This window comes from Bacillus sp. JFL15 (assembly GCF_001184225.1).
Taxonomy (GTDB): Bacteria; Bacillota; Bacilli; order Bacillales; family Bacillaceae; genus Bacillus; species Bacillus siamensis.
Genome location: NZ_KQ236689.1, coordinates 3,782,355 through 3,809,180 on the forward strand (window position 1 = coordinate 3,782,355; position 26,826 = coordinate 3,809,180).

Sequence of the window (26,826 nt, forward strand, 5' to 3'; positions counted from 1 at the left end):
TTTTTCATTTTCGCCATTGTAGCATACCGAGCCGCTGTATGCATTGTTTCTGCTTTCTTTACAGCAGCCCGCTCTCCCAGTCCTTTGCCTCTTGTTCAGCCGCCTTGATCCAGTCCTTTTTCCCTTCAATATACTTTGCCATATCGTACGGGTATGTCTCAGCGAGCCCCTTTTTCAGCTTCATGTATTGAGCCGCTTTTTCAGGCTTTGCGGTGAGGTAATCCCGGAACAGCAGATGACGCCCCACGTCCGGATGGCCTGTTTCGTATATGTGGGCGTGGTGTGTGCGCTTGTTGCCGCCTTTTTGAAAGAAACGCCGGCCTTCTATCCCGTTTTCCCCTTTCGCCTCATAGCCGAGTGCTTCCAGCTGCGGACTGAATCGGTCAGCGTCCGAAATATCGTTAACCTCCGCCAGTATATCAATGACGGGTTTTGCGGCCATCCCGGGGATGGAGGTGCTGCCGATGTGGCTGACTGAATGGAGCGCGGGGCCTAAGATTCGGATCAAATTTGCCTTCTCCCTTTCAAACATCTCTTTCCATTCCGGCTTGTACGGAACAACTTCCGCTTTCCTCTTCGGATAAAGATGAAAAAACGAGAGGGTCAGTCCTTCCGGCGTCTCAGTCTGTCCGGCTTCCGTGAACCCTGCTTTTAAATAGAGAGAGACTGCCGGAACGTTTTGGCTGGCGGTAGCCGTCTCTATTTTTTGGGCGTCCCGGTTCTCGTCTAACACAAATTGAATGAGCGCCCGTCCGATTCCTTTCCGAAAGCCGGACGGGTGCACCGTCAGCCGGCATATGACAAGATCATATCCCTTTTTTTCATACGAAATGACGCCTGCGAGCCGATCTTTTACTCTGAAACCGGCAAACGTCTCCCGTGACCGCTGTATGTCTTCGGCTGTTTCATGCAGCCCGGGAATGCCGAAAAAGCCGATCAGCTCGGCTTCTTTTTGATAAGAGCAGCGCTGAACCGCCGCAATTTCCCGCGCCGACTGTTCTTGTGTATGCTGTAAAAATGCAATCAATCTTCCGCCCCTTTTGACGCAAACATCCGCTGCGGCTCCGTCTTCGTCATGCGGACCGCGTACGCTTCATACCAGGCGCTTTTTCCTTTTTGTTTTGCCGCCCGGTGGTCAGTATGGTCTTTCCACCTTTTAATCGCCTCCAGGCTGTCCCAGCAGGGAACCGTGATGCGCTCTGCCGTATGCTCATATTCCTCATCATATTTTCCCTTTATTGATGAAAAAACGACCGCATAATAGGGCGGTTTGGGCGTATCAGCTAAAAAACCCATATTCATCCCCCCCTACATATATTTCACAAACAGAATCCGGTCTTCTCCCGGACCATCATAATTCGCAAAAACAGGGATTCCGTTTACGGTTTTGGTTCCTTTTTCAGCTTCAAAGCCTAATTTTGTATGATAAGCGATTGATACTTTATTGACAGGCGCCGTCACGCAATTGACTTTTGTGCAGCCTCTTTCTTTCACCGTCTCCATAAATCGGTCATAGAGCTGTTTTCCAATTTGCATTTTTCTGAAATCCGGATGCACTCCGGAAAAATGAATGTATGCCGTCTCAGGGTCTGATTGTGACTGAAACCCGATTAAAAAACCGGTCATTCCCTCCGGCCCGAACGTAATAAAGCTTGTGTCCTGAAAATGTTCAAAAAACAAACGCGGCAGTTTGTCTTTCATCTGCCTGCCGCCCCACCATTCATTCAAAACAGACGTAACCATTTCATAGTCTTCAGAGGTAATTGTTCGAATATCCATTATCGATTGACTCTCCTTTTCGTCCGGCAAAATGAATGTCAGCTCTTCTCATTGGAATATAAAAAATTATATGTGGGTTGTTTGCAATTGTAAATGATTTCTTTTCAAGCGGACGAATCAGCCCGTCTTCCAACCGGGGAATGATTTACCAGTATGAACGCGGTCATTGTTCGGGTAAAATGAAAAACAGAACAAACGTTCCCGGAGGTTTTTTTATGGCTGATATTCTTCTTGTTGATATGCAATCGTTTTATGCGTCTGTGGAAAAAGCGGAAGCGCCTCATCTTAAAAACCGGCCCGTCATTGTCTCGGGAGATCCCGAAAGACGCAGCGGCGTCGTGCTTGCGGCTTGTCCGCTCGCCAAACGATACGGCGTAAAAAATGCTGAACGGCTGGGGGAAGCGCAGGCCAAATGTCCAGACGCCGTTATCGTCCGGCCGCGGATGCAGCGGTATATTGATGTCTCCGTTATGATTACCGAGTTGTTCGAGCGGTATACCGATCTTGTAGAACCCTACTCCATCGATGAGCAGTTTCTCGACGTGACCGGGAGCAGGCGGCTGTTCGGTGATCCTTTTACAATCGCCAAAAGCATTCAACAAGCGATTATGCGTGAATTCGGAATTTATGCCCGTGTCGGCATCGGGCCGAATAAGGCGCTCGCGAAAATGGCTTGCGACCATTTTGCCAAAAAAAACGCATCCGGCATCCACAGATTGGATATGTCAAATATCAGGCAGGATCTGTGGCCGCTGCCGGTCAGAAAATTATTTGGCATCGGAAAACGGATGGAGCATCATTTAAGGCGGATGGGCATCAGCACGATCGGCGGGCTTGCCGCGCATCCTCCCGAACTGCTGAAAAAGCGCTGGGGCATTAACGGCGAATTGCTTCAGCGGACAGCCCGCGGCATCGATCCCTCTCCGGTCACCGTCAACACGCACAGCCGGCAAAAAGCGATCGGCCATAACATGACTCTTCCGAGAGACTACAGCCGCTTTGAGGATATCAAAGTCGTATTGCTGGAGTTAAGCGAAGAAGTGGCCCGCCGCGCCCGTTTTAAACAATACATCGGCCATACGGTTTCAGTCAGCATCAGGGGCGCCGATTTTGATTTCCCTTCAGGTTTTCACAGACAGAAAAAGCTCGTCTCTCCGACCAATTTCGGAATGGATATTTTTAAAACGGCGGTCAAGCTCTTCAAAGAGCACTGGAACGGGGAGCCCGTCCGCAGCGCCGGCGTCGCCCTTTCCCAGCTGGAGCCCTGTGATTATGTTCAGCTGAGCCTGTTCGATGCCCAGGAAAAAAAGATCAGTCTCGGCAAAGTATTGGATGATATCCATGAGCGGTACGGCCCTGCGTCGCTGCTCCATGCCGTGTCGCTGACAGAGGCCGGCCAAGCCTTTCACCGGGCTGAAAAAATCGGCGGGCATTACAAATAATTGAGGTGATATACATGAATCCGAACAAATTAACACCCGGATATAATGTCATGTGGGAGTCAAGCCGGATGATGCTCCCCGAACACCGGGAGCAGCTGCTTGCAAAGAAACGAAAAGAACGGGAATTCCGGCCGCCGGAACTGAGCGAAGAGCAAATGAACGACATGAACCGCATCATTGCAGCGGCGATTGAAGAAGACAGGGCCATCTCAGTCACCTACGCTTCCGCACACGGCCCCCGCCGGTTTTGGGGATGGGTAAAACAAGTGAAGCATGACGAAAAACGTTTAAAAATCATAAACGATGAAGATGCGTTAACCCTGCCGTTTCATCTTATTCTCTCAGCTGAACTGGAATAAAAGAACCTAAATCGTCCTGACAGAAAATATGATAGAAGAGTGGGAGGATCACATGATATTTAGTAGAATAAGGATGAATGATAAGAATAGGAGAATATACGATGGATCAATTTGTAGAAAAAATGCTGGGACAGGCCCTCCGCCAGTATGGACGGAATGTGTCGACAGATCCGCTGAGCCCCTATGAAAAACAGAGTTTGAAAAAAGCTTTAGAAGAAAGAAGGAACGAAGAACCCGATGAGGACCTCCATGCCCATGTAGAAGATATTATCTACGATTATGTCACCAATCAGGGGCAGTTCTCCTGACACAGACGTTTATGCGCCGGGCGATAAGGGAAACGTCCGAGAGTAAACCCTTAAAGATTGCGTGGTGCAGAATATGCCTGTCGGGCCTTATTTCAAGATCGGCTATGCCGTTCTTCTGTTATTTCTCATCATTTATCTCGGAACATTAATAGACTTTTTGTTCCAGCCTGTTGTGATTACGGTTAAAACCTTGTTTCCGCCCATTGTGTTATCGGGCGTCCTTTACTATTTGTGCCGCCCGCTCGTCACAGTGCTGCATGCGAAATTAAAGCTGCCTGAAGGAATCGCAATTTTAGCGATTTATGCGGGAACAGCCGGCCTTTTTGTCCTCTTCCTTTACACGGCGGGCCCTGCCGTTCAAAAACAGTTTACAGCCTTCACAGATCACATTCCCGAGCTTTCCGCAAAAGCTGAAAATTGGATCGGGCATCTCCAGGACAGTAAATGGTTTTCCCGGCTTCAGCATGAGGATTCCTTCAAAAAATTAGCAGACAAAGCTGCAAATTATTCCGGTTCAATCGCTGATTCTCTCAGCAGCCTGGCCGGTGCGGCTGCCAATGCCGCCATCACCGCCGCCATTATTCCGTTTGCGCTGTATTACATGTTAAAAGAAGGAAATAAAGCGCCCCGGCGGCTGCTCCGGCTTCTTCCAGAAAAACATCAAAAGGAAGGAAAACAAATCCTTCGGGACATGGATGAAGCTCTCAGTTCATACATACAAGGACAGCTGCTCGTCAGTTTCTGTGTCGGCGTTCTCGTCACGATCGGCTATTTCATCATCGGGCTCGATTATCCGCTCGTTCTGGGCGCGTTCGCCATGGTGACAAACCTGATTCCGTTTATCGGACCTTGGATCGGCACATTTCCCGGAGTCATTGTCGGATTGTTCGATTCACCGACCGAGGCGGTGCTTGTGATTACGGTTGTCGTCATTGTCCAGCAGCTTGAAAGCCAGCTGATTTCCCCGCAAATTATGGGCCGGAAGCTGGACATTCACCCGCTGACCATCATTTTTCTTCTGCTGGCCGCCGGCAAATTCTCGGGTATTGCCGGGATGCTGCTGGCCATTCCGGGATATGCGGCCGCAAAGGTGATCATAAGCCACATGCAGAAACTGTTCATACTCAGAAAAAAACAAGGCTAGAGAGACACTAAAATGAAAAATGGCGGGCTCAGAGAAGCGCCCGCCGCACACGGAGGTAAAAAGATGAACATCGGTGATGTCATTTTTCAATTGATTTCATTCGCCGCAGCCGCGGTTTTCCTGTTTGCCGTGATATATGTATTCAGAAGCTTGAACAAGCGCCGCATACAATTAGACAGAATCGAAAAGAAACTCGACGCGCTGCGCGAAGAAAAAAACGAAAAGGTATAGTTCATTCAGAATCAGAGGCAGGAGCGGCCAGCTCCACCTTTATCCGATCCGGGTCCTCCGTGTATACGGCGTAATGCGTGCTTCCGCCTGCATATGGATGGCGGTCCCTGTAAAGCACGGGGCATCCTCTGGCAAGCAGCTTTTCCGTCATCTCGTCAACCTGCTCTCTTGATGCAGCATGAAAAGCCAGATGGTTCAGCCCGACCCGGCATCTGTGGTACTCCGGTGTTAAAAAACGCTCCTTTGTCTGGACAAGCACAACATAAAATCCTGCGTTTTTCCAGCTGATGCCGGAGTCCCAATTTTGAAATTCCCTATAACCGAGCTCACCTAAAAACCATCCCCAAAACCGGGCGGAGGCTTTCAAGTCAGATACATACAATTCAATATGATGCATCATAATATTCGCTTCCTCCTTACATCACACACGCCTTACCAGCACCTCTTCAACTTTATGGCCGTCACCTTTTCTCAAAATCAAATCCGACCTGAATTTTGTCGGCAGAATATTTTCATACAGATTCGGACGGTTGACGCTCTCCCAAATGGAGGCGGCCATGGTATCCGCTTCTGCATCAGATAAATCCTTAAATTTATGAAAATAAGAAGCCGGATCCTGAAAAGCGGTTTCCCTCAAAAGACGGAAACGCTCCAAATACCACGTGAAAATCCGGCTTTCTTCGGCATCCACATAAATCGAAAAATCAAAGAAATCCGATACAAAAATCCGCGGATCTTCCCTGTCGTCCTCTAAGGTCGGCGACTGCAGGACGTTGATTCCTTCGATAATAACGATATCCGCACCTTCGACCACTTCGACGGCGCCCTCTTCCCTGTCATAAGTAAGATGGGAATATACGGGCGCCTCCACTCTCTCTTTCCCTGATTTTATATCATTCAGAAACTCAAGCAACGCTTTCACGTCGTAACTTTCCGGGAATCCCTTTCTGGACAGGAGGTTTTTCCTTTTTAATTCCGCCGTCGGATACAAGAACCCGTCAGTTGTCACCAGGCTCACCTTCGGCCTGTCGGGCAGACGGGAAAGAAGCTTTTGCAAAATTCTTGCGGTGGTGCTTTTGCCGACGGCGACGCTGCCCGCGATTCCGATGATAAACGGGATTTTCGCTGAATGCGGATGCTTCAAAAACACGTTGACATGCTGATTACGTTTTGCAGCTGACGTGACATGAAGATGGAGCAGTCGCACAAGCGGAATATAAATCGTTTCTACTTCTTCCACCGATAGGTAGTCATTCAGCCCCTCTACGGCCTTGGCTTCTTCTTCTGAAACGGCAATGGAAAGATGACCGCCGAATCCGGCCCAAGACTCGCGGCTGTGCTGCGTGTACAATGTATGTAAGTTCAATTCTTTACTTTTCACAATTCACACCAATCTCTCTGTATGGCTTTCCGGTAAAAAACAAACGCTTACAAAGATTGTAACGGAAAACCGCTTCACTGTCTGCCCATTTTTTTCGCAAATGAGGAACCGAGCTTGCTGTACTCTTCCATTTCCTTCTCCGGAACCATGCTCCCGCCGGTGCTCCACACAAGGTGCACAGCATTTTCCATCTCAATCCCCCGCTCTTTTATGTAACGGTTTCCCGCTTCAGTCTGAACGAACTTGACAGCTCCTGCCATGCCGGCGAGGGCAGAAGGCTCAAGGCTCTTATTCTCAGCCGTTCTTAATTGATAGAGCAGCGAAAAAAGCGTGCCGTCATCGGCGGTATAACAGCCGCTGAGTATAGGTTCCATCAGGGGGCCGGCCAGTCCGGACGGCCTTCCCACCGCAAGTCCGTCGGCGGCCGTTTGATTATCAAGACCGATATCCTGCACGCTGATTCCGTCATGCAAGCCGGAAAACAGGCCCAACAGCATACACGGTGAATGCGTCGGCTCACCGAAAAAAATATGGACATGTTCGCCATAGATCAGCTTTAGCGCGAGCGCGACGCCGCCCGGTCCTCCTCCGACCCCGCACGGCAGATAGACGAAAAGCGGCTCATCTGCAGCAGGCTTAATGTTCATTTGATCCAGCTGCTTTTTTACACGGCTTCCCGCAACTGCATACCCCAAAAACAGATCCCGGGAATGCTCATCATCAATAAAATAACAATAAGGGTCCTGCTCCGCCTGAATGCGCCCTTCTTTGACAGCCAGACTGTAGTCTGCTTCGTATTCGATGACCCGAACCCCTTTTTCCCGGAGCAGCTCTTTTTTCCACTGCTTGGCGTCACTGGACATATGCACAGTCACACAAAAACCGAGCTTCGCGCCGATTATGCCGATACTCAAACCTAAATTGCCCGTAGAACCGACGGCTATAGAATATTTCGAGAAAAAAGCGGTAAACCGTTCCTCAGTCAATATGCTGTAATCGTCGTCTGCTGAGAGCATTCCCGCTTTTACCGCGAGATCTTCGGCATGCTTCAGCACTTCGTAAATCCCGCCGCGCGCTTTAATGGAACCGGAAATCGGAAGTTCATGGTCGCACTTCAAAAGCAGGCGCCCGGGGAAAGCCTGAGCAGCGCTGTGTTCCAGACGCTTCTTCATTTCATTAATCAAGACAAGCGGAGATTCAATGAGGCCCCCCGCCTCTTCTGTCTCCGGAAAAGCCGCCGCGATATAAGGCGCAAACCGGCGCAGCCTTTCTTCCGCTTCGGCAATCTCCTTTTTCCATTCAGCGCCATGTTTTACTGGATAATCGGTTTTATGCGGGTTGATCCAAAATACTTCCCGCGCCTCCGCCATTTGTCTGACTAAAGGCTCTTCCATCAATGCCGTGCGTATATCCCGATCGGACATTTACTGTCTCCCCCTTGTTACTTTTTCTTTAATGCGCGGCCGGCCAGTTTTTCTGTAAACGATGGGAAAAGCTGATACAGCTTCGTCCCGAAACTCATCCATCGCGGAAGATTCATTTCCCGTTTATCCGTCAAAATCACGGACGTAATGCGCTTTGCCACATGGTCGGCATCAAGCATCCATCTGCCGACGCTTTTCACATAACCGCCCTCTTTATCTGCAATTGTAAAGAAGTCTGTTTTGATCGGGCCGGGATTAACCGTTGTCACAGCTACACCCGAACCGGCCAGTTCGAGCCGCAGCGCATTGGAATACCCTAAAACGGCGTGTTTCGTAGCGGAATAAAGGCTTGATTTCGGTGTCGCCAGTTTGCCGGCCTGTGAAGCGATATTGATAATATGGCCGCTTTTGGCATGAAGCATCACCGGAAGACAGGCTTTCGTACAGGCAATTAATCCGAAGACATTGACTTCAAACATCGCCTTCATATCATCCAAAGATGCATCAGCGGCAGTTTCAAAAATGCCGAACCCGGCGTTATTGATTAATACATCAACATGACCGATCATACGCCTTACGTTTTCAGCCTCTTCTGCATGCCGGACGTCAAACGGAATGACATCACACTGTCCGCCCCGCGCGGTAATCGTTTTTTTCACTTCCTGCAAGCGGTCCTCCCGCCTTGCGGATAAAAAAACATGAGCCCCTTCTGCCGCACAGGAATATGCAAGCCGTTCTCCGAGTCCGCCGGATGCCCCGGTGATCCAAATCCGCTTATCCGTTAATCTGCCCATTTCCTTCACCCCTTCACAGCTTTAAACATCAGAGTATTTCCCGACTGAAAGGATTCGGCCTTCCCTTTTGCAGCCAGCACGTCAAGATGGCCGATCGTTTCTGACATCGTTAAAAATAATTCATTTTCGTACACAGCCGGAAACAGCCGCCGGCATACTTGGAAAGCCGTCAGCGTTTCCTCTGACAACAGGTGCAGCACATATTCCGCCCGGTTTCGCTGTTTTTCAAGCCGTCTGTCAGCAGCAGACCTTACGTCTTTCAGCAGATCGCCGTGTCCCGGATATAAAAGGGACGGGTTGATATCATACAGCCGCTTCATTGATTTCAAATAGTCCAGCATCGGAGACGTGCGCACGCTCCCCTTTTCCGGAGCTTCCAAAATCGGATTTGTGGAGCTGTTGGACAAAAGCAGATCGCCGCTGAACATTTCACCGTTTTTTTCATGGTAAAGCGCAATGTGGGAGGCGGCATGCCCCGGGATTTCGAGCACCGTCCAGCCGTCCAGCCCGTCAATTTTTCCGCCTTCTCCCACTGTTTTCGTTAACGGACGGTTTGCAGAAAATAAGTATGACAGCTTAACTGTTTTATGTATGTCTTCATATGTCAGAGGAACGCCCATTTCTGTCATAAGCGACAGAAAAAAATCCTCCTGCCGGGCGATATACGACCGGTTCTGAGTAATGTACCTGTCATTCAGCGGATGCCCGATTACATCCGTATCATCGGAAAAAAGGTGCAGCAAACCTGAATGATCTGCGTGATGATGAGTGAGCACTACCTGATCTATATCTGCTGGAGAAACACCGTGTTCTTTAAGCTGCATGAAGAGCGATTCAGCCGCTTCCTTTGTATTCGGGCCGCAATCAATGAGGGTCAAGGCTTCATCTTTTACTAAATAAACGATAACGTCGCCGACTGCAAACGGAGTCGGTACACGTATCGGAATGATCTTTCTCGCTGCCATATTTACGCTCCTTCGTTCTTTTCATTCCTGAATACTCATATTTTAGCCTTTTCTCTTCCCTGTGTCATTATTGCCGTATATCAGAAAAAAAGATTGACATCCCGCTCTGCCGCATAGCATAATGAACAACAAACTAGAAAAAACGGAACGCGATGACGAGGAACTAGTATATAAACAACGGCAGCAGAGAGCAATGTCCCCGGCTGAAAGACATTGCGGCCCTCTTGTTTACAGAACCTGCCCTCAGAGCGGTTAGGAAAACCTAAACGTATCCCCTCGTTACGGGATTTGAGCTGAGCACGGCTGATTCGTGCTAATGTAAGGTGGTACCGCGAAACCTTTTCGTCCTTTTTGACGGGAAGGTTTTTTTGTGTTTTGGAAAGAAGGAGGATTTATATGAAGAAAATCGGTTTTATCGGAGCCGGATCAATGGCGGAAGCAATGGTGAACGGACTGCTGCAAAGCGGACTGACGGCCCCCGGGCATATATATATGACAAACCGGTCAAATGACAGCCGGCTTGAAGAACTCCATAAAACGTACGGAGTGAAACCGTGCCGGGATAAAGAAGAGTTTTTCAGCAAGACCGACATTATCGTTCTCGCCTTTAAACCGAAAGATGCGGCAGAAAGCATTGAAAACATTCGCGAATACGTGAAAGATCAGCTTGTGATTTCTGTCATCGCAGGGCTGACGATTCACACCATTCAGCAATATTTTGGCAGAAAGCTCACCATCATCCGCGCGATGCCGAATACATCCGCGGCCATTCAGCAATCGGCGACCGGTTTTTCCGCAAGCTCTGAGGCGAGTGAGGCAGAAATCCGGACGGCAAAAGAGCTGCTGGAAACAATCGGAGAAGCGACGCTCTTTGAAGAAAAACACCTTGATGCCGTCACAGCCATCGCCGGGAGCGGCCCCGCCTATGTGTACCGGTATGTCGAAGCGATGGAAAAAGCCGCCCTTCAAGTCGGTCTGCCGGAAGAAAAGGCAAAAGAGCTGATTTTACAAACCATGGCCGGGGCGACGGAAATGCTCAGAAAAAGCAGCAAACGACCTGAGCGCCTGCGCAAGGAAATCACAAGCCCTGGCGGCACAACTGAGGCAGGCCTTCGCGCGTTAAACGAGCGCCGCTTTGAAGAAGCCATCATTCACTGCATTACAGAAACCGCAGCCCGAAGCGCCGAAATTAAAGAACAATTCGCAGGCTCCGTGCTGCAAAAGACGGACCAATCATAAAGCATGGGGGCTTCCCATGCTTTTTTCATTCTGTTTAACTGCCGTATAAGCGGCTGATTCTCTCTTTTACTTCAGGAAGATGGAATGTGGCTTCGTGCATGTTCACCTCTTCCTCAACCGCTTTTGTCAGCTCTCTTTTGATCCGTGCGGTCACATTGGTTTTCAGCGCAACCAGTGAGGCTCTCGGTTTATCCGCCAGCAGCCGGGCCAATTCGCGGCCTCTTTGAAGGACGTCTTTTTTCGGCAGCACTTCAAACGGAACTCCCCTTTTTTCCAGAGCGGCGCCGCTGAAATTCGCGGCCGTAAACAGCATTTCTTCCCCGAGGACAATTCCCAGTTTTTCAGGCACAATATACGTCGCGCCCATTCCCGGTGTAAATCCGTACTTCATATAATTACAAGAATAAAAACTCTCTCTGCTTAAAATTACGAAATCCGAGCTCAGACCAATCGTAAAGCCGGCTCCGATCGCATGCCCCTGCATGACGGAAATCACGGGAATCCTGCAATCCAATAAAAGACTGTGAAGCTTTAAATCTGTAAATTGGAGCTTTCCGCTCTGAATGGTCAAAAGCCCCTCCTGCGTTCCTCCCGTGCAGAAATAATTTCCGTAACCCGTCAGAAGGACGGTTTTATAGGACGGATGGGCATTGATGTCTTGGAATACCCGGTGCAGCTCTCTTACAAACTCTTCTGACAGCCCGTTCTTCCCGGCCGTATCCTGCATTGTGACCTGCACAATGCCCGGTTCTGTTTCCTGTACATCAATCATTGGATTCATGTTTATTCTCCGCTTCTTAAAAAATATTCAAGCCTTTCCGGCTCTGAGTGTTTCTGATATTAGGTCATCCATTCATACTTTCTGTGAAACTCTTTTATTTCAGTCAGCACCAATCGCGTTTTTCCTTGATGCGCATTCGGGATGTCTGCTGCGGGCGCGGCATTTCTTGTGCCGAATTTTACGATGCCGCTGTCTTGGAGCAGCCGGTCATAATCAGCCATCGATAAACGGACGCGTTCATCCAAATGCCGGCTGATCTGAAATTGATTCTGCCGCGTCCGGCTTTGCGGCATAACGACACCGCTGTAAAATTCAGAGCAGCAGCCCGAACCGTATGAAAAACAGCCGACGCGTTTCGGCGTTTCAAAAGAGCCGTTATCAATCGTGCTGGCAAGAGATAAAAATACGGTAGCCCCCATGATGTTGCCGACACGCTGACAGTATTGAATCCCAGGCAGCACGCGTTGCTGAAAATCAGCTTCAATGTCTTGCGGCTTAGCCTTTGCCAATTTTCTCATCATCGTCCGATGCGCTCCTTTTACCATTCCGCCAAACGGAGTGTGAAAAGAAAGGTATTGAAATGAGCTCTTATAATCCGCCCCGCTCACACGCTTTCGGTATTCCTGATATGATTTTTCACAGCAGTCCAAATAAGACATGAGCGACAGATCAGCATCCCCCGCTTCACTATCCGGAATCGGGCGGCAGGTATCCATGACTTCATACCCGTAATACCCGCTTGCGCCTTGATCAAGCAAAAAGACATGAGGGGTGCTGCTGACTAAAAGCGCCACAGCTCCCGCCCCCGCACTCGGTTCGGCATAGGACCATTCCTCCGTCAACGCGTCACCGCCTTCAGCCACTAAAAAGCGGGAAATATCCGTTCCGATGATGAGCGCTTTCGCTCCCGGTGATGTTTGCGATAAGATGAAATTCACGCCTATCTGAAACCCGGCCGTTAAAGAATAGCAAGCCTGTTTCACCTCAAATAACCGGCAATTCCGCTTCAGCTGCAAATAATCATGGACGTATGTACTGATGGATTTGCCAAAATCAATCCCGGATTCCGTACAGGTGATCACCATTTCAATCTGATTCCGTTCCTCTTCTGACAGAGAGTCGATAATCGGTTTTGCGGCATTTACGGCGAACGTAATCGGATCTTCAAACGGAAGCGCCACCACTTTTTCTTTCATCAGCAGGTTCTCAAACCTTTTTTTATCCAGATTCCGATGTTCCGCAAGCTCCATGACGTCTACATACGCGGTTCCGCCAAACACGTTCATTGCTTCGATTCCTACATTCATTTCTCCAAGCCCCCAGAGTAAAGAGGCTTCCCGTGAAGCCTCTTTTATTTTTTCGTTCAAAACTCGACAAGCAGCCGGTCAACGCCGTGAAATACAGGACTCGGAACCAGATTCGGTTCTTGATCCTCAGTAAAACGCCATGCGGGCATCTGTTCAAAAAAGTGGGAAAGCGCGATTTTCGCTTCAAGCCGGGCAAGCGGCGCTCCTAAACAATAATGGCTGCCCTGACCGAATGACAAATGCTGATTCGGCTTTCGTCCCAAATCAATTTGATCGGCATTTTCAAACTTCTTTTCATCTCTGTTCGCCGATCCAATCCACGCATACACTTTTTCTCCGGCCGGAATCGTTTTTCCGCCAATCTCGCTCTCAACCGCGGTGTAGCGGGTTACCCGCTGAATGGAAGGTCTGAGGCGGATGACTTCCTCAATAAAGTCAGGAAGGAGCGCCTTATTTTCAAGCAGCCGGGGCAGAATATGCGGAAACTCCTTGAGACTGAGAAATGAATTTCCGATCACATTTTCCGTCGTTACGTGCCCCGCGACGATCAACAAGCCGCAAAAACCGATTAATTGCTTGTCTGACAGCGGCTCTCCGTCTAAATCAGCTGAAATTAAATGGCTGATTAAATCATTTTCCTGCTGTTTTCTCCGCTGTAAAATAAACTGCATGAAGTATCCGATCATCTGCTTTTGCACTTCATTCATTTTCTTTTCATCTTTTACATTCTGGCTTTGGTCGACCCAGCTTTTAAAGATATCCCTGTCTTTCGGAGGAAATCCTAAAAGCTCTGCGATCACGATAATCGGAAGCGGAAATGCGTAATCTTCAATAATGTCCATCCTGCCTTTTGAACGGACGGCCTGAAGCAGGTCATCAGCGATAGCGGCTATACGCGGTGTAAGAGTCTCAACCGATTTCGGCATGAACGGCTGATTGACCAATTTTCTGAAGACGGTGTGTTCAGGCGGGTCCATTTTCAAAAGGCTGTCTTTGTTAATATGCCGGATCATTTTTTCCTGCTTGTCCGCACTTAAGTATTTATGATCGGAAGAAAAATGACTGTAGTCAGAAATCACCCGCTTCACTTCATCATAGGTGAAGATTTCCCAGCAATCTTCCTTTTCATTGTAATGAACGGGAGAGGTTTCTCTCATCGTTTGGTACCACTTGTACGGCTGCTGCTGTCTGATTTTTGTTAAACTGGTCATTTTCATTCCTCCAAGATGTGATCAAGATTTGAAAAGACCCGCCAAAGCTTACGAGTAAACCCGGCGGGCAGATATGTGAATCTACAGTCTTGTTTTGGCGGGCTGCTTCAGCATCTCACCATGCACGTTCATGATCTTTTCCTGCAGCTGCAAGAAGCTGTGTTCTGTCATTCCGTCTGCCGAATATAAAACGCCGCAAAATTCAGAAATCGTTTCGGCTGCGCTGTCTTCAGCCAATAACGTCATATGGTTGGATACTGCCACATCCATGATGGCGATATTTGTCATATGCTCTTCCCACTGGCTCCAATAGTTGACGAAATCAGCAGATAAAATATCGGCCCTGATCGTAAAATACGGATCAAGCTCACCCAAGAAAATACCGTTTTTATTTCGGAAATAATAGCATGTCACCCCGTTCGGATCCGGAAGCGGCAGGAGTTCGTAATCAGTGATTTCGTAAGCGTCCTGAACGTTTATATTCTGCCTGATCAGATTTTTCACCAACGCGTCCGTCTTCGTTAACCCCCGCTGTTTGGCTTTTGCTATTAATTGCTCTAAAAATATGTCTTCATGAAGATCGGCATCTAGTTCATCACGGTGAATCAAGGTTTCAGAAATGCGTTCCGGATGTTGATAAATTGGTGCAAATAAAGCCATGTTCACCGTCTGCAGCATCATATTTTTATCAAATAATTCATCAGGAATGTTTATTTCCCGCGCACCCGCTGAGTCAAAGGAGTCGAGCATGACGATTGACTCAACGGTTTCTCCAGCCAGCTGCAATTGCCGGGTGACTTCATAAGCGAGCATGCCCCCTAATGAATAGCCGCCTACATCGTAAGGACCCCGGGGCTGTACGGTACGTATGAGCTTAACGTAATATTCCGCCATGTGTTTAATGCCGCGGATCGGTTCCCGGTCTGTCATCCATCCTCTTGCCTGAATTCCGTAAAAAGGACGCCCGGTCCGTTCGGCAACAGGCTGGTACAGCTCCACTGCCCCCAGCGCGGAATGAAACCAGAAAATCGGTCTTCCCTTTCCTTCCGGGTTAAGACAGATCAGCTCGGGCGGTTCTTGATCATCTGTCTCTTCTGATATATCGTTTTGTTTCGTATGTTCCCCATGTACTTCCTCAGTGTCTTTTCGGACAGAACCGGTCAGATACCCGGCTAATTTTGCGATTGTCGGATATTCATAGACAAGATTTGCCGTAATAGACGCTTGATAGGTTTTATTAATGGACTGAACCCATTCCACACCGATAATAGAATCCAGCCCCAGATCAATGAATGCCTCATGCTCATCAATATCTTCCGGCTTCAGAAACAGGATGTCCGCAAGGCTTTCTTTGAGCTCTTTGCGCAAAGTGCCGTCAGAGATGCCGGCAAGGGGAGTTTCTGCTTCCGGGATTTGCGGACGTACCGCTGTTTCCTCCGCTTCAGCATACTCGGGTTTCTTTATTTGCCCCGCTATATATTCCGCAAGCTCCTCAAGCGTCGGGTGTTCATACACCTTATTGGCAGTAATCTCAGTGTGGTACGTTTTATTTACTGTTTGTATCCATTCAACCCCGATAATGGAGTCAAGCCCCATATCGATGAAAGGCTCATCAGCATCAATATCTTCCGGTGACAAAAATAAAATATCTGCCAGGCTTATCCTCAATTCTTCAAGCAATGTTCTATTGTCTTCGGAAACGGCTTTTTCTGGCTGCTGGACAGAACCAGTACAATCCAAAGGCTGTAACACGATCGGTTTTTGCAATGTCTCCGGTTCAAACGCTGTCATTTCGATCTCAGTTAAAGGACTCAGAGAAATCAGCCCTTCATGTTCAGGCTGTAGCGAAGACGGGAGAACGGTTTGCGTTTCAGACTTTTTCATGGCTTGACCTGATAAAGAACTGTTTGCATCAGCCGCCCAATACCTTTCTTTTAAAAACGGGTAGGCAGGCAGCGGCGTTTTATAATATTGCCCTCCGTCAAAAAGCCGTGTAAAAGGAAGATCATATCCTCTGCAAAAAAGGTCAGCGATATGTGCCAGGCTTTCTCTGTACTGTGCGGGCGAAGCCGCCGAGCGGCACTGTTCAATGCACCCCATTCCGAATGTTTTCATTCCGGCTTCTTCTGCCGGCTTCTGCTCCTTCAAATTGGACACAAACACACCCGGAAGCTCTCTTTTTACTAGCCACTCCGATAATATCCGCTTCAGTTCGTCTGCACTGCTTACGATACAGGCAAACCGGTGATGCAGATGCTTTCTGCCGAGGAGGAGCGTATAACTTATATTTCCCAGATCGCTATCTTTGTTCTTGCTGAGTACATCCAGCAGGCGTTCTGCCTGAATTTCCAGCTGACGCTCCGTCCGCGCAGATAAAGGAATAAGGCAGGCCGGTTTTGCCGGTGACCGGCGCACGGTTTGCGGCGCCTCTTCAATAACAAGATGGGCATTTGTTCCGCTGAATCCGAATGAACTGATCGCGGCTCTGCGCGGTGCATCCGGATTCCGTTCCCACGGTATCAGCTTTTCATTAACAAAAAACGGACTGTCGGCAATTTGAATATGCTGATTGGCTTGATGAAAATGCAGGGAAGCCGGAATCTGCCGATGCTTCAGCGACAGCAGGATTTTAAACAGTCCGGCCATCCCCGCGGCCGCAGCGGCATGTCCGAGATTGGTTTTCACAGAGCCGATGGCGCAATATCCTTTTTTATCCGTATAGCGGCGGAAAGCGCGCGTTAAGGCGCCGAATTCGATCGGGTCGCCCAGTGCAGTGCCCGTTCCGTGAGCTTCCACCATTTGAATCGTTTCCGGATCAATGTGAAAAGTATCATAGACATGCCGTTCCAATCGTTCTTGAGAAAGCGCGCTTGGAGCGGTTATTCCGTTTGTAGTGCCGTCCTGATTCATTGCAGAGCCTTTTATGACGCCGTACACATGATCTCCGTCACTAACGGCATCGCTAAGACGTTTCAGCACCACGGCTCCCACGCCTTCACCCGGCACGAAGCCGTCCGCGCTTTGATCAAACGTATGGCAGCGCCCGGTCGGCGACAGCATATTCGCCTTATTTGACGACTGATAAAAAGCGGGAGTGGATTGAATGAAAACCCCGCCCGCCACCGCCATTTCCGTTTCTTTCGTCCAGAGCCCCTGACATGCCAAATGAATGGCTGTCAGCGAACTGGAACATGCTGTATCAACAGTGATCGCCGGACCTTGTAAATTAAGGTGATAGGCGATCCTTGCCGGAGTGACGGAATTATGATTGCCCCAAAAAGCCTGCGCGGGCCCCTGCTGTTTAAAAATGGCCTGGTAATCTCCGCCGCAGGAGCCGGCATACACGCCGCATTCCCGGCCTCTTACCGAGTCTCCCGCATATCCCGCATCTTCAAGCGCTTTCCATGTTTCTTCCAAAAACAGCCTCTGCTGAGGGTCCATATAGGTCGCTTCACGTCCCGATATATTAAAGAAAACGGGGTCAAAACATTCAATGTCCTCTATAAAACTGCCATACCGGCATTGGCTGTCAGAGAGATCCCATCTGTCTGCTTTTTTAATCAGATCCCGTCCGGCGGCTAAGTTTTCCCAAAACTCATGAACATTCTCCGATTCAGCAAACCGCCCGCTCATCCCGATAATCGCGATCGGTTCTTTTTCAGGTAACACAGCTGCTGATTTTACTGTATCGGCCGGATCCTTTTGTTCGGGGCGGTACGTCCTTTGATACGGCTCAGAAACGCTGATGACGATTTTCCCGATATTTCCGCGGTCACCCAGACAGTGATACGCTTCTTTTATATCTTCAAAGGAAAAGATTTTTGAGATGACAGGCTGAATGACTCCCTCTTCCGCCAGCCGCTGCAGTTCCAATTGATAGTCCTTGACCTGATCCGGATTTTGAAGGGACAGCTTCCGCAAATCCACGCTGTGAAACGATTGATTGTTATGAAGGACGGACAAGTCGACTGATTTAGCGGATTTCAGCGCAGTCATGGCAATTTCAATATATCTTCCGCCCGGCGCCAGGCAATTCATTCCTTTTTGCATGGCATCACCGGCCAGGGTATTAATGACTACGTCCACCCCGCGGCCGCCGGTCATTCGCATGATTTCCGTTTCAAAGTCTTCTTCTAAATAGCAAATGGTATTGCGGATCCCGAGCGAATGCAAATACTCAATTTTTTTCTGTGATCCGGCCGTGGCATATATTTCCGCGCCGATATGCCGGGCCATTTGCACCGCGATCAGCCCCGTTCCTCCCGTCGCGGTCTGAATTAATATTTTTTCGCCTTTTTTAAGTCCGGCTTTCCGGAAGGCGTCTATCATTGTCACCGCCACGGTGGGAAGAGCGCATGCTTCTTCAAAGGTCAGCCGGGCCGGTTTATGATAGACTTGATGTTCTTTACATGTGATGAGATTCGCCTGTGATCCAAATTCCTCTCCCATGCCGACAATCACTTCATCACCTGGAATGATGGATGTTACATGCCTCCCTGTCTTGATCACGACGCCGCTTGCTTCAAATCCGGGAGTGAATGGATAAGGCGGCATCGTCGGGTACAGCCCTCTGACACAAAGTAAGTCTCCGAAGTTTAAAGAAAAGGCGCGGACGGCTATTTGAACTTCGTCATCTTTTGTCTCGGGCACTTCACTGCGGGCAATCGTCAGATCTTCAATGCCGCCCGGACGGTCAATCACAACCCGGAACATTCCCGAGTCATCGGACTTTGCGAAAGAAGGCGGCATACGTTCTTGTTTCGGTTTCTGATAACCGTTTTCCTTTCTTTCCGTCTGCAAAGGTTTTTCAGCAGGCCGTTCTTCCTGAAGCGCCGGACGGATTTTCGCTCTTTCGGTCTCCAAAGATGAGGCTATGGTGGTTTCATATTCTGCCGAGATATAACCGGTCAGCAGTTTCACATGATAGTAATCAAATAAAATCGTTGTCTGCAGTGTAAGATTCAATCGCTTATTAATCTCGTTAATCACATTGACGGCCAAAATGGAATCAATGCCGTATTCAGAGAAATTCAGTTCTTCCTGAATATCCTCTTCTTTCATTTTTAATACATCGGCAATACTTGTTTTGATGACAGAGCGGACATGGGAAGCGACCGATTCCCCATCAGCTTTAACAGCTTGATGCTCCTCTGGCGCGCGGCTGCGTGAAACAGGCTGTGCGGGCTTTCGGAAAACTTCGGCCGGGGCGGCGTATGGCTTTCTGCCGTCTCTGATCCCTTGCATCCGGACGAGTCCGTCACTCTCAGCTGCGATAATCTGCTGACCTAAATCATGAGCCGTTTCAGCAGGGAAACAAACCGCTCTGTATCCTTCCGAATGCAGCACACGCTCCCACGATTTTGGATATAAGCCAGGACTTCCCGAAATCCGAAGCTCATCATCCTCATAGGACCACCAGCCGTCAAGCAGCCCGAAGGTTAAATGGGTAAAAACAGAACGATCGCTGATTTCGTTTATCAGAATCATCCCGTTGTATTTCAGGAGCGCTTTCAGACGGCGCAGTGTCAAACCGATATTTTTTGTGGCGTGAAGCACATTGGCGGCGATGACAATATCGTAAACACCCGTTTTGATATTTTGTGATTCGCAAGGCTCCTCCGCATTAAACAAGGCTGTTGTCAAATACGGCACATCAGGTCCGTATTCCTGTTCGGCATGCATTAAAAAAGCTTTAGAAACGTCCGTATAACAATATTCCGCAATCTGTTTTGCAAATGGTTGCAGTTTTGTAAACAGCATGGCGCTCGTTCCGCCCGTCCCGGCCCCTACTTCTATCAGCCTGATGCCGGCATCGGGGTGTTCTGTAAGATAGGCTTTCAGGTAAGCGGCCGCGGAATCTGCTAACACTTCATTAAAATAATCCGCAATGGGATTATGCTTATAAACACCTTCAACGAGCTGCATTGATGAATCGGGAAATACGATATCCGTAGCCGGACGTTCTCCTTTTAAAATTGAAGGCATCGCTTTTATCGTCGCCTCGGCCAATTCAGCTTGCGCAAGCTCCCCATTTGGAAGCAGGCGTTTATGGGCATTCCACTCATTCCAGACTGTGCGGCCGTCCGGGCGCTGATCCGTGAGAAGAGTGATCGTATATCCGTCATACGTGATATATCCGTTTTCTTTTAATAGATTCAGGCTTTCTTCCAGCCATTTGCCGTATGTGCCGATCACACCGGCGTTCCGCATGGATGCTGCAGCTGTGGTGACAGGCTCGCTGAAAAAACCGAGTGATTGTAATTGATAAAATAGCAGTTTGCAAAGAAGGCTGTTCATATGCGCAACTCCATTTCTCGTTTTAAAGTCTCAAGCCGTTCATTCCGATCCGGATTTTGCCGCTTGACGCTTTCCATAAATGAAGGCTCCGGGCCGGATACAACCGATATTGCATCTTGATCCGTCAGTGCCGCTAAGCCGTGCGGAGCAGCTTTGATGAATGCCGCTTGGCTGAACGGTTCTGATAGTAAGACTTCCAGCGCCTCCATTGCTTCATCGGGTTCAATAGAACCGATCCCTGACGCCTCCATCCGTTTTCTGTAAGACGGGTCTGATACAACGCCCAGATTGCCCCAATATCCCCAATTCATGACTTTCACTTCACAATCAAGCAAGGAAGCGATATGGCGGGCAAAGGCGTCTTGAAATGTACACCCTGCCGCATAGTTGCTTTGCCCGGCATTTTTTGTGAAAGAATTAACGGATGAGAAAAACAGCACAAAATCAAGCGGTTCTCCCTTAAAAGCTTCGATCATTCGGACGCTCGTATTCACCTTAGCTGAAAAAGCGTTTCTGAAAGAAGCTTCATCCATATTCGCCATACTTTTGTCGGCAAGCGTTATCGCGGAATGGATGACTCCCGTTATATTGCCGTATTGCTCTCTTACGGAACGGACGGCCGCTTTAAGCGCTGCGGCATCTTGAGCATCAGCCTGTATATAATGCGGGGCGGGGCCTGATAGCGCCAGCCTGTCTATTTTGCTCTGAATCTCCTGATCCTTCGGCCGCCTGCCGATCCATATAATCCGTGCCTTGTAACGGGTGATCATGTATTTGCTCCATGCTTCTCCGATGCCGCCCGCTCCGCCGATGACAGCATAAACGCCGCCTTCTCTGTACGACATACGCGGAGCGGAACTTGTCAGCACCCGGACTGTTTTTTGCTTGTGCCAAGCTCCGTTACGGTACGCGGCAGCATTTCCGTCCGGATCTGGAGGAAGGCGCCAGATGTTTTTCATCTCAGACGAATCACTGCCTTCTTCTGCATCAATCAGCCTGATGTCCCAGTTCGGATATTCTTTTGCCAATGAACCGATCAAACCGTGTACGCCTGCATGCTCAGGCTGCGGCAGATCACCCGGATACACGGACTGTGTCTGCCGGGTGACCGCCGTAAAGCTGATGTTTCGGTTTCCATACCCGAGTGACAGCAGCGCTTTGATGAAACGGAAACATTGAATCACCCCATTCTCCTGCTCATCAAGCATTTCCTGACTGACGGATGCAGGTGCGAAACGATCCGGCGCAATCCATAAGAAATGGCGGATATCCTGATACCCGGCTGTCAATTCACGTAATGTTTGCTCGCTTGAATGATCCGGCGTCTCCTCCAGATGGGCGCGGGGCCACATTTTTGCCGCAGCCTTTATGGTATTTCCCGGCTTTCCGATGATCAGCAATTGTTCCTGATCAACCGCTCGATTTTCTTCCAGAGAAAAGAAAGTTTTGTCCCAAACAGGGGCAAGCATCGCCGTCTGAACTTCCTGCCGTTTGCTTTCGGTTTGGTTTGTCTGCCGGACAGCCCGGCAGGAGAAGCCTGTCAATCTCATACAAACAGCGCCGTTTTCATCACATAAATCAATATCCAGCGTCAGCGCTTCGTTATCTGACCGATCGCTCTGTTTGCGGACAAGCGCCCACATCGTTTTCTGAGTCGGCTGAAATATTTCTGCCTGCCGCAGGGAAAACGGCAGCATCGGAGTGTCTCCGGCAGTATCTGAACCGGCACCCAGTGACGCTTGAAACGCGGCATCTAGAAGGCTCGGATGGATGACAAACTGATCGGCTTTACTGTCTGCCGTTTCCGGCAGCGACAGCCGGGCTGCAGCACCCCTTTCTCCGATCATCAGCTGGTCAATTCCTTGATGGCTCGGCCCGTATATCATACCCGCATGCCGGAAAGCCTGATAAACCTCATCAGACATCATAACCGATTGGCTGCAGCCGGACAGCCAGCCCTCTAAGTGAACTGACGGAACCGCTGCTATCTCTCCTGATACCGCGGTGCCTTTACTGTATAAAATCCGTTCTCCCCCAGGTTTTTCCGATAGGCTGTAAATCGTAAATTCAATGTCTTCATTTTCCTTAAGAATAAGGCTGATATGGACTTCTACATCCGTCCCCTGATGAACGACAGGCCTCATCCATATGAGATCTTTCAAATACATTCCTTTACGTCCGTCCGGCACAGCGTATGCGGCACGCTCAACGGCCGCCCTGGCCATTTCGATCACGGCGGCTCCCGGGAGCACCTTCTGCCCATTGACTGTGTGATCAGTGAAAAAGAATTCCCGTCCGGTAAAAACAGAGGTGAATTTCAGCTCCCAAAGATCGGATGTGTTTTCATGAAGCAGCGGATGGATCACCGTTTTGCCGTCATCCCTTTTTGGAACCGCCTCGGCTTCATCTTGAATCCAGCATCTGACCTTTGCAAACGGATAGGCGGGAAGACTGATTCTCCGGGGTTTTTGTCCCGAATATAACAAGTTCCAGTCCACATCGACTCCCTGCACCCACATTTTCAGCAAATGATCGTACTTTCTCTTTTTCAGCCATTTGACCATGGCTTCCTGCAAATCTTCATCAGATTCAAACACAGCCACTGTCTCATGATTTCGCTTCGCCCGCCCCCTGTAAAGATGCGGTGCGTTTTCATTTTCCAAGTACGATCTGAGCTTGTCCTCCAGCTCCTTAAGGGAGTCCGCAATGAGAGCCAGCCGCTCATCCATCGCTTCCCGCCCCGCTTGTAAAGTATATGCGACATCAAATAAGTCCGGCTTATCCGTATGCTTCTTTTGAAGAAAAGCAAGAAGGCGCTCCGCATATTCTGTCAGACGCTCCCCATTTTTTGCAGACAGCAGAATGACAGCCGGCCCTTGGCTGCTGATTGCTTGTTTTACAGGAGCCTCATATTCTTCAATAATGATATGCGCGTTAGAACCGCCAGCACCAAAGCTGCTGATCCCCGCCCTGAGCGGCTGTTCTTCTCCGCCTGCTGAAATCCGTTTCCAATCTGTTAATTCACGGCAGACGGAAAACGGTCCTTCATCAAATTGGATATTCGGATTTAAAATATCTGCATGCAAAGATGGGACGATTTGTTTGTGCTTCATCTGCAGCAGCACTTTTGTGACAGCAGCGATGCCTGCTGCCGATTCCCCATGTCCGATATTTGATTTGACAGACCCGATGAGACATGTTTCAGGAACATCACCGAATGCATCGGTTAAAGCCCGGATTTCAATCGGATCGCCTAATTTCGTCCCTGTCCCGTGCGCTTCCACATAGCTGATCTGGCCCGGGGATACCCCCGCTTCCTGTAAAGCTTGAGAAATGACTTCGCTTTGCGCCTTGGGGTTCGGTACGGTGTAACCGCTCGCTCTCCCGCCATGATTAATGGCAGCTCCTTTAATGACGCCGTAAATCCGGTCTCCGTCTTGTACGGCGTCTTCTAAACGTTTAAGAAGCAGCACCCCGACCCCTTCTGCCGGAATATAGCCGTCACCCCCGGCGCCGAAACTCCCGCAGTGTCCTTTAGATGAGATGAACTGCCCTTGGCTCAGCATGAAGTACTTGTTAGGATGAACGGTGAGATTCACTCCGCCGGCAAGCGCCGCGCGAATCCGATGATCCCGCAGATCCCGGCACGCCATGTACAATGAAGTCAGCGAACCCGAACACATCGTATCGACCGAAATGCTCGGCCCTTGAAAATCACAAAAATAGGAGACACGGTTAGCAATGGATGAAATCCCGCCTGGGAGCCCGATATGCCGTCCTTTCACTCCCGCTTCAGCCGAAAATAGCGGGTATTCCTGATACATGACACCGGCATACACACCTACCTGACGGCCCAGTTCAGGTGATGTCCTCGTATATCCCGCATCCTCCATGGCCATCCACGCATGCATTAAAAACAGCCGTTCCTGAGGATCAAGGTGTTCCGCTTCACGTGGGGAAATCTTAAAGAACTCAGGATCAAAATCGGCGATCCCGTCAATGAATCCGCCCCATTTGCTGTAGATCGCTCCCGGCGCTGTCCGGTCCTCGGAAAAGTAATGTTCCCATTTCCAGCGGTCTTTCGGAATTTCGGTAATACAATCCTTTCCTTGTTTGAGATTATTCCAAAACGCGTCGATATCATCGGCCTGCGGATACTTGCCGGAAATTCCGACAACGGCAATATCCAGCGGGTTTCCTTTCGTTTTCTGACGGCTTTGATTCCCGGACAGGGCAAAAGACGCATTTTCAAGCCGATTTGGCTGAAGCACTTCTTTCACAGACGCATTTTTTAATTCCGCCAGCTGTTCCCCGGTATGACTGAGGATTGCGGCATCAAATGAGAGAAACCCGTCTTTTTTATGTTTGATTGTATTCACCACATAGACGGTATCAGACATGACAGGTCCGTAAAGCGTCAGCCTCTCAATCATGAGCGGTACGTGAATCCGCTTTTTCAGCTGCAACTCTTCTTCACCGAGCGACATATAACAAGAATTCAATATAAGCGGGTCAAATGCAAAGTGATGCAGATCGCCTTTTTCTTTTTTTCCTGATAAGTCCAGCTGCAATAAAAAGGAGCTCTCACTCATTTTGTATCCCGCCGTTACCATTTTCAGCATCGGGCCTATCGTGAAGTCGGCAACCGAATCGTACAGACGGGAAATGACATCCGGCGCCACCTTTTGTGCATGCGACTTCATTTGTTCAACGTCATATGATTTTTTTATGGGTGCCTCTGTATATCTGCTTATTTCTCCTTCGGCACATGTCTTCCGGCTTTCTTTACCGGAGACAGTGCAGCTTGCGGTAAAGCGTTCGGCACTCTTTTCTGCCGTAAAGGAAATGTCAATCTGCGCGGCCTCTCCCGGCTCCAGCGTGACGGGCCCTCCCGTAAAACGGATATCTTTCAGCTCGGCGGGATACGTGCCGGAATGAGACGCTCCGGATGCTTCAAGCACCAGACACGGATACACTACACCCATCAGTGCCGGTTTGCCTAAAACCAGATGATCCTGAAGGAATGCTTCATGTTCATAGAAAGTAAATGTCTGACTGCCCATTTCAGAAACCGGTGCTGCATCCGCGTCAAGGCCGGAAGATTCATCTGTTCCTTTTGTTTTTATGTCTTCAAGCAGTTCGGATATGCTGCTGCACTCAAATAAAAGAGTCGGATTCAGCCGCAGTTCAAACGCTACTTCGATGTCTTTAATAATGGCCAGAAGCTGTGATGATTCAAGACCTAATTCAAAAAACACGGTGTGCGCATCATTTCTTGTGACAGGACGGCCTGCGTGTGTCGAGAAAATGCGGTATAAGGTTTCCTCCATCTGCTGAACGCCTGGTATCAGCTGCCGGTCTGTCCGCACCTTTTTGGCTGTCAGGCCGAGCAGTGAAGCAATATGCACACCGCTGGGGTTGTAAAAGTCAATATCCATTTTCACCATTTCTGAAGGTGTGCCGGATTTTTTCGAAATCACCGCGAAACAGCGATCCGTAACGGTCTCAGCGGCAATAAACGACTCATAATAAATCGGTAAAAACAAACCGGTGCCTGCAGCTGTCTGCAATACGCCGGAGGCCATGGCGGCACCGTCCATCAGCGCGGGGTGAAAGAGAGCGCCGGGGAGATTTTCCCGGCATGAATCAGACTGCCGAATATCAAGGAAACATTCCTCTTCATTTGCATAGATCTCTCCCTCCGGCTTCATCAGCCCGTCATGCGACAGTCCGCGGCTTCTCGCGGCTTCGTAAACTGTATGCAAAGAGACTGACGGAAGTGCGGCTTGTTGTTTTTTCTCCCCTGCGTCAAGGCGTCTATCTGATGAGAAGACTCCTTCATGCACCTCCGCTGATAAGAAAACCGTCCCGGAATCCGCCCCGCAAATCGAGGCTGTCCAGAACTCCTTTTCTTTACTGAATATGACACTCACATCAAGCTGCTCTGACTGTTTCACTGATAAAGGATGATAAATGGTCACCCGTTTCAGACAGATGGAACGGAATGAAAGATCAAGGCATTGCTTTGCCAGCTGATACAGCATATCAATATAGGCCAGACCGGGCATGACAGATTCTCCGTGAACAAGATGGTTTTTCATAATGGGATGTTCTGCCGTCAGGCGCAGATTCACTGTTTTTTTCATGGTTAGTCCCCTTTTAAA

19 protein-coding genes are annotated in these 26,826 nt (G+C 49.3%); 6 read left to right on the plus strand and 13 right to left on the minus strand.

Annotated features, from left to right (window positions below):
• Positions 1-58 precede the first annotated feature (58 nt).
• From AD710_RS18570 to AD710_RS18580, 3 genes are read right to left on the minus strand one after another with little or no spacing between them, the layout of a single operon-like run.
• Complete coding sequence (locus AD710_RS18570; RefSeq protein WP_049628725.1) at positions 59-1,027, minus strand: GNAT family N-acetyltransferase; 969 nt, start codon at positions 1,025-1,027, stop codon at positions 59-61.
• A complete protein-coding gene (locus AD710_RS18575; protein ID WP_049628726.1) occupies positions 1,024-1,296 on the minus strand; it encodes an antibiotic biosynthesis monooxygenase family protein in 273 nt (90 codons plus the stop codon). Before AD710_RS18575 ends, AD710_RS18570 begins: the two co-directional genes overlap by 4 nt.
• A gap of 12 nt (positions 1,297-1,308) precedes the next feature.
• On the minus strand, positions 1,309-1,779 hold the full coding sequence (locus AD710_RS18580; protein WP_049628727.1) for a GNAT family N-acetyltransferase: 471 nt from the start codon (positions 1,777-1,779) through the stop codon (positions 1,309-1,311).
• A gap of 215 nt (positions 1,780-1,994) precedes the next feature.
• Here AD710_RS18580 and AD710_RS18585 point away from each other — a divergent pair, with 215 nt between their 5' ends.
• The 5 genes from AD710_RS18585 (at position 1,995) to AD710_RS18605 (ending at position 5,263) form a co-directional block, all read left to right on the plus strand.
• Positions 1,995-3,221, plus strand: a complete 1,227-nt coding sequence (locus tag AD710_RS18585; protein WP_049628728.1) for a DNA polymerase IV — start codon at positions 1,995-1,997, stop codon at positions 3,219-3,221.
• A gap of 14 nt (positions 3,222-3,235) precedes the next feature.
• Positions 3,236-3,580 (plus strand): YolD-like family protein, encoded by a 345-nt coding sequence (locus AD710_RS18590; protein ID WP_045926984.1) that lies wholly within the window; start codon positions 3,236-3,238, stop codon positions 3,578-3,580.
• Between the two features lie 101 nt (positions 3,581-3,681).
• Positions 3,682-3,888: a YqzH family protein gene (locus tag AD710_RS18595; protein ID WP_016939183.1), complete on the plus strand. Its 207-nt coding sequence runs from the start codon at positions 3,682-3,684 to the stop codon at positions 3,886-3,888.
• A 73-nt stretch (positions 3,889-3,961) separates the two neighbouring features.
• Complete coding sequence (locus tag AD710_RS18600; RefSeq protein WP_016939184.1) at positions 3,962-5,032, plus strand: AI-2E family transporter; 1,071 nt, start codon at positions 3,962-3,964, stop codon at positions 5,030-5,032.
• A 63-nt stretch (positions 5,033-5,095) separates the two neighbouring features.
• A complete protein-coding gene (locus AD710_RS18605) occupies positions 5,096-5,263 on the plus strand; it encodes a DUF4083 family protein (protein ID WP_095241772.1) in 168 nt (55 codons plus the stop codon).
• Between the two features lies 1 nt (position 5,264).
• On the opposite strand, the gene AD710_RS18610 is transcribed toward AD710_RS18605, so the two are convergent.
• The 5 genes from AD710_RS18610 to AD710_RS18630 form a co-directional block, all read right to left on the minus strand.
• Complete coding sequence (locus AD710_RS18610; protein WP_156187193.1) at positions 5,265-5,660, minus strand: VOC family protein; 396 nt, start codon at positions 5,658-5,660, stop codon at positions 5,265-5,267.
• Between the two features lie 24 nt (positions 5,661-5,684).
• Positions 5,685-6,644, minus strand: coding sequence for a type I pantothenate kinase (gene coaA, locus AD710_RS18615; protein ID WP_049628730.1), 960 nt, complete (start codon positions 6,642-6,644; stop codon positions 5,685-5,687).
• A gap of 74 nt (positions 6,645-6,718) precedes the next feature.
• The gene (gene dsdA, locus AD710_RS18620; protein ID WP_049628731.1) at positions 6,719-8,068 is read right to left on the minus strand and encodes a D-serine ammonia-lyase; all 1,350 of its coding nucleotides are present in this window, start codon (positions 8,066-8,068) and stop codon (positions 6,719-6,721) included.
• Positions 8,069-8,085: 17 nt separating this feature from the next.
• A complete protein-coding gene (locus tag AD710_RS18625) occupies positions 8,086-8,862 on the minus strand; it encodes an SDR family NAD(P)-dependent oxidoreductase (RefSeq protein ID WP_049628732.1) in 777 nt (258 codons plus the stop codon).
• 5 nt (positions 8,863-8,867) lie between these two features.
• Positions 8,868-9,827 (minus strand): MBL fold metallo-hydrolase, encoded by a 960-nt coding sequence (locus AD710_RS18630; RefSeq protein WP_049628733.1) that lies wholly within the window; start codon positions 9,825-9,827, stop codon positions 8,868-8,870.
• Positions 9,828-10,223: 396 nt separating this feature from the next.
• Here AD710_RS18630 and proC point away from each other — a divergent pair, with 396 nt between their 5' ends.
• Positions 10,224-11,066, plus strand: a complete 843-nt coding sequence (proC, locus tag AD710_RS18635; protein ID WP_049628734.1) for a pyrroline-5-carboxylate reductase — start codon at positions 10,224-10,226, stop codon at positions 11,064-11,066.
• 34 nt (positions 11,067-11,100) lie between these two features.
• Here proC and AD710_RS18640 read toward each other — a convergent pair whose 3' ends face one another.
• The 5 genes from AD710_RS18640 to AD710_RS18660 all read right to left on the minus strand — a co-directional run bounded on the left by AD710_RS18640 (position 11,101) and on the right by AD710_RS18660 (position 26,808).
• Complete coding sequence (locus tag AD710_RS18640) at positions 11,101-11,847, minus strand: polyketide synthase (RefSeq protein WP_016939192.1); 747 nt, start codon at positions 11,845-11,847, stop codon at positions 11,101-11,103.
• Between the two features lie 59 nt (positions 11,848-11,906).
• Complete coding sequence (locus AD710_RS18645) at positions 11,907-13,154, minus strand: hydroxymethylglutaryl-CoA synthase family protein (RefSeq protein ID WP_049628735.1); 1,248 nt, start codon at positions 13,152-13,154, stop codon at positions 11,907-11,909.
• Between the two features lie 56 nt (positions 13,155-13,210).
• The gene (locus AD710_RS18650; protein WP_049628736.1) at positions 13,211-14,365 is read right to left on the minus strand and encodes a cytochrome P450; all 1,155 of its coding nucleotides are present in this window, start codon (positions 14,363-14,365) and stop codon (positions 13,211-13,213) included.
• Positions 14,366-14,446: 81 nt separating this feature from the next.
• The gene (locus tag AD710_RS18655) at positions 14,447-20,662 is read right to left on the minus strand and encodes a beta-ketoacyl synthase N-terminal-like domain-containing protein (RefSeq protein WP_049628737.1); all 6,216 of its coding nucleotides are present in this window, start codon (positions 20,660-20,662) and stop codon (positions 14,447-14,449) included.
• The gene (locus AD710_RS18660) at positions 20,659-26,808 is read right to left on the minus strand and encodes a type I polyketide synthase (RefSeq protein ID WP_049628738.1); all 6,150 of its coding nucleotides are present in this window, start codon (positions 26,806-26,808) and stop codon (positions 20,659-20,661) included. The genes AD710_RS18655 and AD710_RS18660 overlap by 4 nt, the downstream gene beginning before the upstream one ends.
• Positions 26,809-26,826: the final 18 nt, after the last annotated feature.